This is a genomic window from Roseibium sp. (assembly GCF_048260565.1).
GTDB lineage: Bacteria > Pseudomonadota > Alphaproteobacteria > Rhizobiales > Stappiaceae > Roseibium.
This window is the reverse complement of record NZ_JBLXGP010000004.1, coordinates 92348-106489: the sequence shown is the minus strand read 5'-3', so window position 1 is coordinate 106489 and position 14142 is coordinate 92348. Positions and strand designations below refer to the sequence as shown.

Below are 14142 nucleotides of genomic sequence, written 5' to 3'. Positions count from 1 at the left end.
CAAACCGCCCGGGAAGCGTTTCTACCCGGGCTTTCCGGAACGGCTCAGGAGGTGCAATTGGCGATCGAATATCAGGCAATCCGGAAGGAAGGATTGTCGACCCAAATCGCCAATGCCATTCGAAAGGCCATCGTCGACGGTCATCTCGCCGTTGAGGAAAAGTTGCCGAGCGAGACGGAACTCGCCGACCGTTTCGGCGTATCCCGGGCAACGGTGCGCGAAGCGCTGAAGCGGCTCGCGGCGCAGAACCTGATCCGGTCCGAGCGCGGTGCGGCCGGCGGGGCCTTCGTCAACAGGATCACCTGGGACGAGGCGCAGGACGATCTCGTCTCCACCTGCCGGCTCCTGATCGGCATGAACGACATTCCCCTGGAAGACGCCATCGAGGCGCGCTTCACCCTCGAAGCATCCTGTCTGCCGCTGGCGGCCAAACGCCGGACGGAGGAGGATCTGTCCGCGCTTCGCGACGAAGTCTACAAGCAGAGGGACAAGGACCTGAGCGACGAGGACTTCTGCGCCTCGGATGTGCGGTTTCATTCCGTCATTGCGCGGTCGAGCGGTAATCCGCTGCTCGGATTTCAGGTCTCAGGCGCGGTCGAGGCGATGCAGCCCTTGATGAACATGCTGGTCTACCGCCTGCGTGACCGGGAAAGCATCGCCGACCTGCACAAGGCGATGGCGGATGCGCTCGAGGCTCGCGACGCACAAACCGCGCAGCACAAGCTTGACCGGCTCGCCGCCTATACCCGCAAGCTGGCCGCCCTGAGGCGGGCGCCTCGGGATGACGGCTGAGACGCGCTTCCGTCAGGTCGCCAGATAGGGCGTCAGGTCCGGTGTGAGATCCTTGAACGGGTCGAGGTCCTTGCCCACCTTCAGTGCCCGCGTGAAGGCATCCCGTTCCTTCAGCCGTTTCAGATAGGCCTGAACCTGCGGGGTGTAATAGTCGAAAAACCCGATGATCTCGCCGAAATGCAGCGCATATCCGATGGCGATATCGGCAATGGTGAACCGGTCGCCGCAGAGATAGCTCCGGGTTTCCAGATGGGCGTTCAGCCGCTTGAGCCGGGCCAGGAACCACTTGGCGTAGTCGGTCACGACCTGCGGCTGGCGGCGGTCTTCTGGTTCGAGGCTTGAATAACGGAACACCAGCGCCTGCGGGAACGTCAGCGTGGCGTCGCTCTGGAACAGCCAGTTCAGGTAGTCCGCATAGTCCGGATGGCCGGGAGCGATGCCCAGGTCGTTTCGCCCGTATTTTTCGATCAGATACACACAGATGGCGGTCGATTCCGTCATGCTGATGCCGTCGTCGATAAAATAGGGCACCGTCCCGAGCGGATTTGTCTCCAGATAGTCGCGCTGAAAGACCCGGGGCGGAAACGGCAGGGTCTGGATTTCGTAATCAAGACCCAGTTCTTCCAGCGCCCAAAGCGGACGCAGGGATCTGGCGTTGTAGCAGTGCCACAATCTCATGAGAGCAAATTTCCCCGTGTTGACACGGTCAGGCGATCTTGGACTTCCAGTCTACGGCTTCCCCGGCATGCAGACCATTCATCGGAAAGTACAGCTACTCCGGTCTGATCGCATTGATTTCTCCGGGGAGGGCAGATCTGAGAAGTCTCATAATGATGCTGTCTGCATCCTTGGATTTAGCTTGTCGTAATATTCGTGCTCTGGTTTAATTTCTCGTATTTTCGGCTGGGAGGATCGAGATGGCGAACGGAACTACATTTCAGCCGATCAATTTTGATCGTAAAGATTTTTTGGCATGCCCTCCCGCTGAACTGGTCGGCAAAATTGAAACCAGGCTGGAAGAACTTCGGAACCAACGGCTTGGCTTCTACAAGGATCGTCTGAGAAACAGTTCGGCAAACAGGATCCGCAGATCCCTGGTCTTTCTGGCAAGCGCGGCGAGTTTCCTGACGGCCTGTGCTGCCGTCATTCGCATTACGAATGTCGAAACGCTTGCCGGCAAGCAGTTGGATATCGGATTGTTCGCGGTCGCATTTCTGTTCTACGCGTTAATGGGCGCCCTGCTGATCGCCGAAAAGACCGGAGATATTTCAAGCCGTTACTTCCGCGCACTCGCCACGATCCTGGCAATCCGGGATCTGTCGACCAAACTTCAGTTCTCGTTGCTCGATCTGGCTTTCGAAGGTCAGCAATTGTCGTCGGAGAGCGATGCGGCCCTGAAGACAGCCTTTCGGAAAAAGGTGTTTGCTGTTGCCGAGGCGTTTTGTACGGATCTTGGAAAGTTGACCCGGGAGGAGCTGCAGACCTGGCAGAACGAATACACAACCTCGATCTCGGAACTCGACACGCTTGCCCAGCAGGGCAAGACCTCCGTGGAGCAGAGCATTTCCGAGGCGATCACCGAACTGAAGTCCGCACGAGACCAGGCGAAGCAGGAAGCGGCCGCAGAGGAAGCCGCGAAAAAGCCCGCTCTTGTGAAGGTCACGGTCAAGACCGCGTTTGATGGCGAGATCCGCGTTGCGGTCGAGAACGTCGAAACGGCGAAGTTTTCACAAACGTCTTTCGCGCTGAACCCTCTGCCCACCGGAGCGACGAAGATCGAGGCCTTCGCGGAGAAGGACGGCAAAAGCATGTCCTACTCGGACTGGGTCGAGTTGAAGCCCGGCATCCAGGCCTTGGACATAGACTTGACCTGACGTGATGAACCTTTGGCTCGAGATCACAAATCCGTCGGCATGATTGGCGGAGCTGCTGCGCGGCGCTACCCATGCTCTGCAATTCCCCGAGAAGTCAGGCCGAATTGCTGCCGGATCCCGAAGCCGGCCCCGAAGGCGACTCTGGGGCCGACCCGAGGTCCGTTCCTGGGGCCAAGGACGCCGCGCTCACGATTTCGCATTCAATCGTTGCGTGGCCGATTCCGTAGCTGCGGAACAGCTCCTCTCGAATGGCGGCGGCGACGGACGGTCCGTCTTCCGGCGTCCGCACCCCGGCGTGCAGCGTGGCGTTGAGGCGGCCTTCGGCAAGCGTCCAGACATGGACATGACGAACCTGTTCGAGGCCCGGAATTTTCCGCGGCAGGTTGTTTATGATGTCCCGGCAGTCGATCTCCTCCGGCGTGCCTTCCAAAAGGATGTGGCCGGACTGGCGCAGGATGGCGACCGCGGACCGCACGATCAGGAGGGCGACGAAGACCGAGAGGATCGGGTCGATCGGATACCAGCCGGTAAGGGCGATCACGATGGCTGCCGCGATCGCCGCGACGGATCCGAGCAGGTCGCCGAGCACATGCAGGATCGCGGAGCGGATATTGAGAGAATTGTCGCCGCCCTGCCGGAGCACAAAGAAGGCGGCGATATTTACCAGAAGCCCGATGATGGCGATGACCATCATGGGGCCGGCCAGCACCTTTTCCGGCGTGATGAAGCGCCCGACCGCCTCCACGCAGATCCAGCCGGTGACGATCAGAAGAAAGATCGCATTGGCGAAGGCGATCAGAACCGGCAGCCGGTGGCGGCCATAGCTCAGAGATGCCGTCGGCGCCTTCTTCGTCTGCTGGAACGCCCACCATGCCAGGCCCAGGGAGGCGGCGTCGGTCACCATGTGCAGCGCATCCGCCATCAGAGCGAGCGAGCCGGACAGATAACCGCCGATCAGTTCGGCGAACATGAAGGAGCAGATCAGAAGACCGGCCAAGGCCACCGCGCGGGCGTTCCTGTCATTCACGTCGGGTGCATGGGAATGGCTGTGTCCGCTGCCGTGGCCATGCCCGTGATGGTCGTCGCCGGCATGATGGCCGTGCGCTGTCTTGTTTCCGGTCCGGTGCGGGGTGGTCATCGGTTTCTCCTGCGCGGCTGGCAGCCTTACGGGTCGAAAATCAGGACGAAATAGACAAAGAGCACGACAAGATGGGTGATGCCCTGGAGCATGTTCGTGCGCGGGCCGCCGAAGGTCATCATGCTGAGCATCAGTGTCAGGATGAGCAGGACCATTTCCGTACCGTCCAGGCCGAGCACCAGATGCGCTCCGGTGAAGAAACCGACCCCAACGACGGCGGGAACGGTCAGGCTGATCGTTGCCAGGGCGGACCCGAGGCAGATGTTGACCGCCCGCTGCAGATGATTCGATGCCGCGGCCCGGAACGCGGCCAGACCTTCGGGCGCGAGCACGAGCAATGCGATCAGGACGCCACCGAGCGCCCGGGGCGCGTCGAGAGCCGCAATCAGCCCCTCGACGAGTGTTCCGAGTTTCTCCGCCAGAAGAACCACCGCAACGAGCAGCAGGACCAGCATGACTGCATGGTAGGGGATCGATCGTGTTTCCAGTCCTTCGGGATGCTTGCCTTGTTGCTGGGCAACGGGAATGCCTTTCAGTTCCGGCTCCATGAAGAACCCCCGGTGCCGGACCGTCTGGATGGCCAGGAAGGCGGCGTAGAGCGCGATGGTCGCGGCGCTGAACAGCAGGGCCTGCAGCGGTGTCAGGCTCGGATCCGACGTGGAGGTGGTGAAGCGCGGCAGGATCAGCGTGATCGTCGCCAGGGTCAGCAGCACGGCATGGAATGCGCGGGCGCCCTGAAGATTGAAATCCTGTTCGCCGTAACGCAACCCGCCGACCAACAGACAGACGCCGACCATGCCGTTGAGGACGAGCATCATGACCGCCAGCATGGTGTCGCGCGGAACGGTCGGGTCGACAGGCCCGTTGAGCATCACCGCCGAAATGATCGAGACTTCGATGCAGGTCACTGAAAACGTCAGGATCAGAGTTCCGTAGGGCTCGCCCAGGAGTTCGGCGAGACCGTCTGCATGATGGACGGCGGCAAAGGAGGCCCAGGCCATCACGCCGAAAATCCAGATGAACATCGCGAACATGACGAGCGGGCTGGAAAGATGCTCCTCCCAGTGCGCGCCGACCGTGTACAGGACAAGAGCGGTCACGGCCGCGGCGAAAAAGGCCAGTTCGGAGCGGAGGAAAGAACCCATGCAAAGGCGCCTGAAAAAAGATCTCAAAAGGGATGCCAGCCTGTGGTGCGCCTTATCGGCTGTCAAGCAAGGAAGAGGGTTTGCTAACCGGCGCCGGCCTACGCTTGGATATTACCGGAAACGATATCTCAGAGCGGCAATGTACACTGCACCAGGCTTCGGAATGTCTTGAGAAAATTGGTGACCCCGACGCGATTCGAACGCGTGACCCTCAGATTAGGAATCTGATGCTCTATCCTGCTGAGCTACGGGGCCATTTAAGGTCCGATTAGCATGAAACCGGCGCGGTTGCGAGCCCTGATGGAAAACTCGGGCCGCTTTCCAGCGAAGCTTTTGGAGGGCTCTCCTGTCATCATCTTTGCCTTGCCTTATTTGACAGGTAACGGGATGCTGTTGATCGGTGATCCGGGCGGCGGGAAAAACTTGAAGGGTCTGTACAGAAAAACTCCATCGCTTGTGCGAAGGGGCCTTTTTCCGGGAAGAAAAACTGCGGCGACGGATAAACCGGCCGGATGCGGACGTCTGATTCCGTTTGCCTTGTGTTTTATCTTGCTGCCGGCCCAAGGCCTTGCGCAGGAAAATCCCGATCGGGCATTGCGTCTTTGTCTCGGCGATGCAGCCGAGACTTCCGAACCCGTGCCTGTGACCGCAGGGAAAGACGGCCTCATTTTCAAGAGCGCCGCCGGCGAAGGCTTTGTGCTTGCGGATGTGGTGACATCGGGCGGGACGGACCAGGGATTAACGAGCCATGTTGCCTTGAATGCTGACGGGGCTAAGTATCTGGCGTATCGCGCGGGGCCGGAAAACCGCTGGGGATTGGCGCCGGCCTGGGTGGTATCGGAAAAGGGAAGCGAACGGATCCTCGTCCAGCAGGACTTGCTGGGTTCCGGCAAAGCCCTCGTTGCCCCGAACCTTGGAGCGGCTGACTGCACGTCGGCGCTGAAATGGTCGGAAGCCGTTGCCCGGCGGTCCGGCCGCGGCCTTTGGCACGATGGCAAGGTCCTGAGTACGCGCACGCCCACGGCCCTCCTGGATCAGGCAGGGCATTATGTCGTGGCGGCGGGCCGTATTGTTTCTCTTGGAAAAACGGCACGTACTCGTTATCTCAATTTCGGGTTCCGCTGGAAAAGTGATTTTACCGTTACCTTGAAAGTGTCGGAAGAAGAGGCTTTCGACGCTCTTCTTGCAAAAAAGGGCGTGCGCGTCGCCGATCTTGAGGGCGCGGCGGTCCTGGTGCGAGGTGTGATTCAGGTCCAGGACGGGCCTTATATGGAGCTGACGCATCCGGGCCAGCTCGATGTGATCGATTTCAAGAAGGGTGTAGAGTGACGCGCATCTTCCGGGCAAGGCAGAACAGGACAAGAAGGCAGGGCGTTTTCCGCTTCGGCTTCGCGGGCGCACTCATGCTTGCGGTTGCGGGCTGCCAGCTTCTTGGCGATGGTCCGTCGATCGGCACCATCGCGCCGGGTACGCTCAGGCCGAACCTGGCCGCCGATATCGGCGCCCGGGAACATCCGCGCGTGGTTGCCACCTATGGCGGCGTCTACAAGGACCCGGGTGCGGAACGTGCGGTGGCAAGCGTCGTCGGGCGTCTTGTGGAGGCGTCGGAAGATCCCGCGCAGTCCTACAAGATCACGATTTTGAATTCCCCGGCTATCAATGCCTTTGCGTTGCCGGGCGGCTATCTTTATGTCACCCGCGGCCTGCTGGCGCTTGCCAACGATACCTCCGAGCTGGCCGCCGTCCTTGCCCACGAAATGGCCCACGTGACTTCAAACCACGCGATCCAGCGCCAGCAGCGGGCCGAAGCGCGTGAACTGGCCGACAAGATCCTGACCAACGTGGTCCAGGACAGCGAGAAGGCGCGTCAGGCGATCATTTCGTCCCAGCTGTCCTTTGCCCGGTTTTCCCAGACCCAGGAATTGCAGGCCGATGCGATCGGCGTGAAAACCCTGGCCAAGGCCGGTTTCGACCCTTACGCGGCGGCCCGGTTCCTGCGGTCGATGAAGCTTTATTCCGATTATCAGACGGCGAACGAGGCCAATTCGGGGGCGCCGGACTTCCTGTCGTCGCACCCGTCCACGCCGGAGCGGGTGTCGCTCGCGATCCGGGCCGCCCGCCAGATCGGGGCGCCTGGCTTCGGCGAACGGGACCGGGACGCCTATCTCGCCCGCATCGACGGCATGCTCTTCGGCGACGATCCGCTGGAAGGCTTCGTGCGCGGACGCTCCTTCCTGCACAAGGCGCTGGGCATCGGTTTCACCGTGCCCAAAGGCTATATTATGGAGAATTCACCCGAAGCGGTGCTGGCCAGCAACGGTGACGGCACCGCCATGCGGTTCGACGGTGCGGATCTGAGCGGCTACGATTCCCTGACCGACTACATGAACGCCGGCTGGATCAACGGCCTCCTGCCGCAAAGCGTGCGCGAGACGACAATCGGCGGCATTCCGGGCGTCACCGGCGCCGCAATCACGCAAGGCTGGTCGTTCCGGATCGCGGTCCTCAGGATCGGCCGGACAGGCTACCGGTTCATTTTCGCCAGCCGGACCCCGACCGACAGTTTTGGCGCACAGTTCCATGAAACCATTGAAAGCTTCCGTCAGCTGACGCCGACGGAACGCGCCCGTTTGCGCTCGCTGCGGATCAAGGTTGTCAAGTCGCAGCCGGGCGATACGCCGCGCAGGCTCGCGATCGGCATGAGCGGGATCGAAGCCTCGCGCCGCCTGGATTTCTTCTCCATCCTGAACGGACTGGACGAAGACAGGACGATCCCGGCAGGCATATCTATCAAGCTGGTGACCGATTAGAGCATCGGGCGATAGCTCCGCCTGCAGATGCTGGCCGGGCCGGTCTCAGCCGGAATAGGCCATCCGGTCCGGCTTGGACTTCAGGAGCGCGGCTTTCAGCTTCTCCATTGCGCGGCTCTCGATCTGGCGGACACGCTCCTTCGAAATACCGAGCTTTTCGCCGAGCGATTCCAGCGTTGCGCCATTTTCCGTCAGCCGTCGTTCCCGGACGATTTTCAACTCCCGTTCAGACAGCACGCCGAGGGCGGAGAACAGCCAGCGGCGGCGACGCTCCGTGTCGATGGTGTCGGTAACGATTTCATCGGGAAGCGGCGCTTCGGAAACGAGGAAGTCCTGGCGGTCCGCGCTGGCGCCTTCATTGTCGATCATCGGCTGGTTCAAGGAGGTGTCGGGACCGGACAGGCGTGCGTTCATCAAGGCGACATCGGATTGCTTGACGCCGATGGCATCTGCAATCTTCTGATGCAGTTCGGAATCGGACATGCTTTGCCGGCTGCCGTTCAGCTTCGCCCGCAGTCGGCGCAGGTTGAAAAACAGCGATTTCTGGGAGGAGGACGTGCCGCCGCGAACGATCGACCAGTTTCTCAGGATGTAGTCCTGGATCGAGGCCCGGATCCACCATGTGGCATAGGTCGAGAACCGGACTTCTCTTTCCGGTTCGAACCGGGCCGCGGCTTCCAGCAGGCCGACATGGCCTTCCTGGATCAGGTCCACGATGGGCAATCCGAAATTCCGGAAGCGGGATGCGACGGCAATCACCAGCCGCATATGGGCGATGGAAAGTTTCTCCAGCGCCTTTTCATCGCGATTATCGCGCCAACGCAAGGCTAGCTCGTGTTCTTCTTCGCGGGAGAGATAGGGCGCTTTCATGGCCGCCCGAACCATCTGACGTCGGTCGCTCGAGGTAATCGACATTGGCCTGCTGCTCCGAGGTTACGTATGGGAGCTATTACGTCTAACCACTTATATTAGATCAGTTTGACGGAATTAAGCAGTGCAGTTCCGTGCACAAAGATGTGATGACCGGCGCGGGCCGCCGCATAAATCAGGCGGACAAACAAAAGGACCCGGCCGAAGCCGGGTCCCGTTGATTTTCGAAGGGGAAGGGTTTGGCGCTGATTAAGCGGCCGCTTCCTGGTCTTCGTCGTCGTCTTCCGATGCCTCGGCGGCCGCAGCAGCCTTCATCCGGCTCGGCGACTTGGCGAGATTCTGTTCAATCTGCTTGGTCGCTTCGGTTTCGGAGCACTTGTTGACGGCGGCGATTTCGCGCGCCATGCGATCGATCGCGGCTTCGTAGAGCTGGCGTTCGGAATAGGACTGTTCCGGCTGGTTTTCCGAGCGGAACAGATCCCGGACCACTTCCGAGATCGCGATCAGATCGCCGGAATTGATCTTGGCTTCGTATTCCTGGGCACGACGGCTCCACATGGTGCGCTTGATGCGCGGGCGGCCGCGGACGGTTTCCATTGCCTTCTTGACGACCGCAGGGTCGCCGAGCTTGCGCATGCCGACGGAAGCGATCTTGGCGACCGGTACACGCAGGGTCATCTTGTCTTTTTCGAAAACGATGACCAGAAGCTCCAGGGTATGTCCTGCGACACTCTGCTCTTCAATGGCGGTGATCTGGCCTACTCCGTGTGCCGGATAGACAATATGTTCGCCCGTTTTAAATCCCTGACGCTGCGCGGCCTTTTTCGTGTTTGTTGCCATTCGCGTATGTTCTCCTGCGCAGTTGCCGGTCGTTTCGACCGAAGATGAGCCGGGGGCCGGCTGCTTGATGTGGTTTCGACACGCAAACCAAACTGGCGATCCTTTGATGGAACGCCTGTTGATGAGTGGCGTGGCTGGGTAGTCAGTCGTTCAAATTCACTCTAAAAGCCTGCTCAGTCATACGAAGCATGTGATCCTGTTCACAATCCTGCCCGGACTGTGAGGCCCCGGACTGCGCGGCTGGTTATCTCCGCTGGGGGAGTTAACGGGTTTTTGAACGACAGTTTTGCATATATAACACAGTCGGATGAAAAATTAAAGTCTTATCGCGGTGCGCAACAGCGCCACGCTGCCATGCACAAAATGCAGGTTAGCAAAAATTGTCAATTTTCCCAGTAGCCCGCCGCCCCGATCAATAAATGCCGGGGCGAGGCAAATCATCCGCTCCCGACCTCTTGCCGTTCAGCCAGACATTCGGACGCAATCGGCGATCGACAAAACTTCGATCGCCTCAAGCCGGAGGATTAGGCGAGAAATATTCTTCCAGCTTGTTTTGTTTGCCGTCGAATTCTTCCGCTTCCGGGAGCTGGTCCTTTTTTTCCGTGATATTCGGCCATTTTTCCGAATATTCGGCATTCAGCTCGATCCATTTTTCCAGGCCGGGCTCCGTGTCCGGAAGAATGGCTTCGGCGGGGCATTCCGGCTCGCAGACGCCGCAGTCGATACATTCGTCCGGATTGATCACCAGCATGTTTTCGCCCTCGTAGAAACAGTCAACGGGGCAGACTTCCACGCAATCGGTGTACTTGCACTTGATGCAATTATCAGTGACGACGTATGTCATCTCAATCCTCTGTCATGCTCGGCTTGGGCGGTCCGGGACCGCGCTTTACCAGTGTGTCGCGGCTGCACGGAGTGCCGCAACGATCTCGGGGATTTGGGTAGCCCTTTTATGAATTGAGCGCAAGCGTTGCGCGCTGCGCAAAAAGTCACTCTGCGAAATCCCTTACCCGCAAATCCCGCGATGCCGGGTTTTTTGTTTCAATCCGGGTCCAGGAAGGAGTCGATCCGTCGGCGATCGCGCTTTGTCGGGCGTCCGGCGCCGGCTTCGCGCTGTCCGGGAGGCTGTGGCGCAGGGGCTTCGCGTGGCGGTGGCGGCGGCGACAGATCCTCGTAAAGTTTCTGCGCTTCGGCAAACGGGCCGCGCCGGGTGCCGAGGGCTGCGACCTTCAAGACGAGGACGCGGCGTTCCAAAGCGATGGTCAGGACGTCGCCGACCCGCACTGTCTTGCTGGCTGAGGAGATCTTGTCCTTGTTGATCCGGATATGGCCGGAGGTGGCCAGCTTCTGGGCAAGCGTCCGGGATTTCGCGACCCTGGCATACCAGAGCCACTTGTCGACCCTCAGACCGGCCGTCGCGCCGGCTGCAATTGCGTCGTCTCCCGGAATCTACTTCTTTCCCTTGTTGTCCATGTCGGTTTTCAGCGCCATGAGGGCTGCAAACGGGGAATCGGGATCGATCGGCTTGTCGCGCTGCGGCGCCTTGTCCCGCCGCCCCTGTCCGCCTTCGAACGGTTTTCCGCCACGCTGCGGCTTGCCGCCCTTGCCCTTCGGGCCTGCGGGACGTTTCTGACCGGCGCCTTTCCGCCCCTCGGCACCGCGCCGGTTGTCCTGGCTGCGGCCGCGCGGGCGGCGGTCGGAGCGGCCCGGGCGCCAGATCTCGATGGTGACCGTTTCCATCTCGCCGGCTTCGGCCGGGGCTTCCGCGGCTGAGGCTTCTTGCGTCGGAGCTGCTTCGGCTTCCGCAGCAGGTTCTGCGGATTCAGTCCCGGTAACGGCTTCGACTTCCGCGCCTGCTTCCACCGGGGCTTCCGCTTCGACTGGAGCCGGTTCGGCCGTTGTTTCGGGCGATGCGCTTTCCGCGGACGGCGTTTCGCTTGTTTCTCCGGCAGCCTCAGCGTTTTCAGGTGCGGCTTCCGCCGGAACTTCCGCTTCTGTCGGTTGACCGGGCTCTTCCGCTTTCGGCGCTGCCGGGCGCTGGACTTCGCGGTTCTCGAGCCGATAGCCGAGGGACTTCAGAACGGCGGAGAAATCCTCGCCGGCGCAGCCGAGCAGGGAGGTCATGGCCACGGTGACGGTAAAGCCGCCGCCTTCGGCGATTGCGCCGTCGGGAGGGGATACTTCCGCATCGAGCGGCTTCCAGGCAATCAGGGGCCGGATCAGGTCGGCGAGTCGTTCCAGGATGTCGATGCGGACCGCGCGCGGTCCGCAGACGCGGAACCCGACGACCTTGTAGAGCGCCTTGTCGATGGTCGGATCGACGGGGATGGAGGTTCGACCGGACGCGGAAAGCTGCGGCAGTTCCGACAGGCCGTCCATGTCGAGCGAGCCGTGCTTGAGCGCCCAGAGCTGGGCCAGAAGCTGGCTGGGCGCCGGCTTCAGGAGAGCAGGGACATAGATGTTATAGGCGCCGAAACGAACGCCGAGCTTGCGCAGGGAAGCACGCATGTCCTGATCGAGCTGGCGGATTTCATCGGCTGCTTCCTGGCGTTCCAGGACGCCGAGACCTTCGACGATGCGGAAGGCGATGCCACGGGCGAGGCCTGCAAGGCCTTCGGCGGCCTTCAGGTCGGTGAGCGGTTTCAAAAGGGTTTCGACCTGGGACCGGACCCACAGGTTGATCCGTTCCTGGACCTTGTCCCGGGCCGGGCCGGTCAGATGTTCGTCCGCGAGCAGGAGAACGGTGGGGCTGAGAACGTCCTCGCCGGCGGTCAGCTTGGCGACGGCCTCGCCGCGCCACCGGATCGAACCGTCGGAGGCCAGAATGAAGTCGCCGTTTTCGGAACGCGACAGCCTGTCGGCACGGTTTTCGATTTCCGTCGTCAGGGCCTTTTGGGCGGCAGCGCGCACGGCTTTCTCGTCCTGGCCTTCGGCCGATGAATCGGGTGCAAACCGGAAGCCAAGCAGATTCCCGATGTGCTGACCTTCCACGAGCACATCACCGCTCGATGTAATTTCCGCTTCCAGCATGGCGTTCTCTCTCAAACGTCGCATCAATACACTTGTGCGCCGATCCACGAACCTTTGCGTCAGGCGATCGTGGAGGGCATCGGACAGCCTGTCTTCTATATCGCGCGTCACGCCCTGCCAATGGGCCGGATCGGCCAGCCAGTCGGGACGGTTCGCGACAAATGTCCAGGTCCGGATATGGGCAATCCGGTTTGCCAACGTGTCGATATCACCATCGGTGCGATCTGCGAAGGCCAATTGACGGGTGAACCAGTCATCCGCGATCGCTCCGTCCTGCATCAGATGGGTGTAAATCGTGTTCAGCAGTTCCGCATGATTGGCCGGCGCGATCTTGCGGTAATCGGGCACCTGGCACACATCCCAGAGCAATTCGACCGCTTTTTGGCCCTTTGCCAGGTCCTGAATGAGGGAATCGCGCAACAGGTTCTCAAGGGCGGTAATGTCCTCGCTGATGGGCGCACGGGCCAGACCGTCCTCGTTCGGAGGCCTGTCGAGGGTCCGCCGCAAGGCCGTCGTGGATGAAAAATCCAGATGACTGTTGCGCCATTGCAGCACTTTCAGGGCGCCGAAATGGTGATTTTCGATCTGTTCCACCAGATCGTCGTCCAGAGGATCGACGCGGCCGGTGACGCCGAAGGTGCCGTCGCGGGTGTGCCGGCCGGCGCGGCCCGCGATCTGGCCCATCTCCGCGGCAGTGAGCTGGCGGTACTGATAGCCGTCGTATTTGCGGTTGCCGGCAAAAGCGATGTGGTCGACATCCAGATTGAGCCCCATGCCGATGGCGTCGGTCGCCACCAGGTGCTCGACGTCGCCGTTCTGGAACAATTCGACCTGGGCGTTGCGTGTCCGGGGACTGAGCGAGCCGAGAACGACAGCGGCGCCGCCACGCTGGCGGCGGATCAGCTCGGCGATGCCGTAAACCTCATCGGACGAAAAGGCGACGATGGCGGACCGGGGCGGAAGACGCGACACCTTTTTCTGGCCGGCATAGGCAAGGACCGACATGCGCGGCCGGGTGACCACGTTGAGCCCCGGGATCAGCTTTTCCAGAAGCGGGCGGACCGTCGCCGCCCCCAGAAGAAGTGTTTCGGACCGTCCGCGCAGGTTCAGAATACGGTCGGTGAAGACATGACCCCGATCCAGATCGCCGGCAAGCTGGACTTCGTCGATGGCGACGAACTCCGTGTCCAGATCGAGCGGCATGGCCTCGACCGTGGAAACGTAGAAGCGCGCGGACTTCGGCAGGATCTTCTCTTCGCCGGTGATCAGGGCGACCGCGTCCGCGCCGGCGCGCTCCGCAATCCGGCCGTAGACTTCCCGCGCCAGAAGACGCAAAGGCAGGCCGATCAGGCCGGACTTCTGTGCCAGCATGCGCTCGATGGCCAGATGGGTCTTGCCGGTATTGGTCGGCCCGAGAACCGCGGTAACGGTTTTCGAGCGGGCAGCTGGCGGGAGCGGCATGTTGTGAGGACGGGGCATTTGGCGAGAGTTGGGTTCGTCTGTATCGCGGGCCGTCATGGCCCGATCGGAATAGCCTGCGCGGTCTAGCACGGCATCGGTTTCCTGTCCCGCGTCTTTTTCAGGACTGTGTATCGGGAAATTCAGCCATTGGAGGCGTTCAAAATCGGCTGAAAGGAACGACT

Annotated in this window: 12 protein-coding genes and 1 tRNA gene; 4 read left to right on the top strand and 9 right to left on the bottom strand. The window is 61.0% G+C overall.

What is annotated here, in order from left to right; genetic code table 11:
* The first annotated feature begins 51 nt into the window (after positions 1-51).
* Positions 52-792 (top strand): FadR/GntR family transcriptional regulator, encoded by a 741-nt coding sequence (locus ACN0SO_RS11375; protein ID WP_417678218.1) that lies wholly within the window; start codon positions 52-54, stop codon positions 790-792.
* A gap of 12 nt (positions 793-804) precedes the next feature.
* Here ACN0SO_RS11375 and ACN0SO_RS11370 read toward each other — a convergent pair whose 3' ends face one another.
* Entirely contained in the window at positions 805-1470 is a 666-nt protein-coding gene (locus ACN0SO_RS11370; protein WP_417677673.1) for a glutathione S-transferase family protein, read from the bottom strand.
* Positions 1471-1760: 290 nt separating this feature from the next.
* Here ACN0SO_RS11370 and ACN0SO_RS11365 point away from each other — a divergent pair, with 290 nt between their 5' ends.
* Positions 1761-2666 carry a hypothetical protein gene (locus ACN0SO_RS11365; RefSeq protein ID WP_417677671.1) on the top strand — a complete coding sequence of 302 codons (906 nt, stop codon included), beginning with the start codon at positions 1761-1763 and terminating at the stop codon, positions 2664-2666.
* A gap of 94 nt (positions 2667-2760) precedes the next feature.
* On the opposite strand, the gene ACN0SO_RS11360 is transcribed toward ACN0SO_RS11365, so the two are convergent.
* From ACN0SO_RS11360 to ACN0SO_RS11350, 3 genes are all read right to left on the bottom strand, one after another.
* Positions 2761-3804 carry a cation diffusion facilitator family transporter gene (locus ACN0SO_RS11360; protein ID WP_417677669.1) on the bottom strand — a complete coding sequence of 348 codons (1044 nt, stop codon included), beginning with the start codon at positions 3802-3804 and terminating at the stop codon, positions 2761-2763.
* A 26-nt stretch (positions 3805-3830) separates the two neighbouring features.
* Positions 3831-4949 (bottom strand): calcium:proton antiporter, encoded by a 1119-nt coding sequence (locus tag ACN0SO_RS11355; protein WP_417677667.1) that lies wholly within the window; start codon positions 4947-4949, stop codon positions 3831-3833.
* 178 nt (positions 4950-5127) lie between these two features.
* Positions 5128-5204: transfer RNA gene (locus ACN0SO_RS11350), tRNA-Arg, on the bottom strand.
* An 18-nt stretch (positions 5205-5222) separates the two neighbouring features.
* On the opposite strand from ACN0SO_RS11350, the gene ACN0SO_RS11345 reads away from it, so the two are divergent.
* Both ACN0SO_RS11345 and ACN0SO_RS11340 read left to right on the top strand, forming a co-directional pair.
* Positions 5223-6278 carry a hypothetical protein gene (locus ACN0SO_RS11345; RefSeq protein WP_417677665.1) on the top strand — a complete coding sequence of 352 codons (1056 nt, stop codon included), beginning with the start codon at positions 5223-5225 and terminating at the stop codon, positions 6276-6278.
* A 74-nt stretch (positions 6279-6352) separates the two neighbouring features.
* Positions 6353-7759 (top strand): M48 family metalloprotease, encoded by a 1407-nt coding sequence (locus ACN0SO_RS11340; RefSeq protein WP_417678216.1) that lies wholly within the window; start codon positions 6353-6355, stop codon positions 7757-7759.
* A 45-nt stretch (positions 7760-7804) separates the two neighbouring features.
* Here the strand turns inward: ACN0SO_RS11340 and ACN0SO_RS11335 are convergent, their stop codons facing one another.
* The 5 genes from ACN0SO_RS11335 to ACN0SO_RS11315 form a co-directional block, all read right to left on the bottom strand.
* The gene (locus ACN0SO_RS11335) at positions 7805-8674 is read right to left on the bottom strand and encodes an RNA polymerase factor sigma-32 (RefSeq protein WP_417677663.1); all 870 of its coding nucleotides are present in this window, start codon (positions 8672-8674) and stop codon (positions 7805-7807) included.
* Between the two features lie 204 nt (positions 8675-8878).
* A complete protein-coding gene (locus ACN0SO_RS11330; RefSeq protein WP_417677661.1) occupies positions 8879-9469 on the bottom strand; it encodes a CarD family transcriptional regulator in 591 nt (196 codons plus the stop codon).
* 511 nt (positions 9470-9980) lie between these two features.
* Positions 9981-10313 carry a ferredoxin FdxA gene (gene fdxA, locus ACN0SO_RS11325; RefSeq protein ID WP_417677659.1) on the bottom strand — a complete coding sequence of 111 codons (333 nt, stop codon included), beginning with the start codon at positions 10311-10313 and terminating at the stop codon, positions 9981-9983.
* A 197-nt stretch (positions 10314-10510) separates the two neighbouring features.
* Positions 10511-10900: an RNA-binding S4 domain-containing protein gene (locus ACN0SO_RS11320; RefSeq protein ID WP_417678214.1), complete on the bottom strand. Its 390-nt coding sequence runs from the start codon at positions 10898-10900 to the stop codon at positions 10511-10513.
* An 18-nt stretch (positions 10901-10918) separates the two neighbouring features.
* A complete protein-coding gene (locus tag ACN0SO_RS11315; RefSeq protein WP_417678212.1) occupies positions 10919-13978 on the bottom strand; it encodes a helicase-related protein in 3060 nt (1019 codons plus the stop codon).
* Positions 13979-14142: the final 164 nt, after the last annotated feature.

What these genes read in the sequence shown, in the direction of transcription:
- ACN0SO_RS11370 (WP_417677673.1), bottom strand. Translation starts at nt 1,470, where the DNA reads ATGAGATTGTGGCACTGCTACAACGCCAGATCCCTGCGTCCGCTTTGG.
- ACN0SO_RS11360 (WP_417677669.1), bottom strand. Translation starts at nt 3,804, where the DNA reads ATGACCACCCCGCACCGGACCGGAAACAAGACAGCGCACGGCCATCAT.
- ACN0SO_RS11355 (WP_417677667.1), bottom strand. Translation starts at nt 4,949, where the DNA reads ATGGGTTCTTTCCTCCGCTCCGAACTGGCCTTTTTCGCCGCGGCCGTG.
- ACN0SO_RS11345 (WP_417677665.1), top strand. Translation starts at nt 5,223, where the DNA reads ATGAAACCGGCGCGGTTGCGAGCCCTGATGGAAAACTCGGGCCGCTTT.
- ACN0SO_RS11340 (WP_417678216.1), top strand. Translation starts at nt 6,353, where the DNA reads ATGCTTGCGGTTGCGGGCTGCCAGCTTCTTGGCGATGGTCCGTCGATC.
- ACN0SO_RS11335 (WP_417677663.1), bottom strand. Translation starts at nt 8,674, where the DNA reads ATGTCGATTACCTCGAGCGACCGACGTCAGATGGTTCGGGCGGCCATG.
- ACN0SO_RS11330 (WP_417677661.1), bottom strand. Translation starts at nt 9,469, where the DNA reads ATGGCAACAAACACGAAAAAGGCCGCGCAGCGTCAGGGATTTAAAACG.
- fdxA (WP_417677659.1), bottom strand. Translation starts at nt 10,313, where the DNA reads ATGACATACGTCGTCACTGATAATTGCATCAAGTGCAAGTACACCGAT.
- ACN0SO_RS11315 (WP_417678212.1), bottom strand. Translation starts at nt 13,978, where the DNA reads ATGCCCCGTCCTCACAACATGCCGCTCCCGCCAGCTGCCCGCTCGAAA.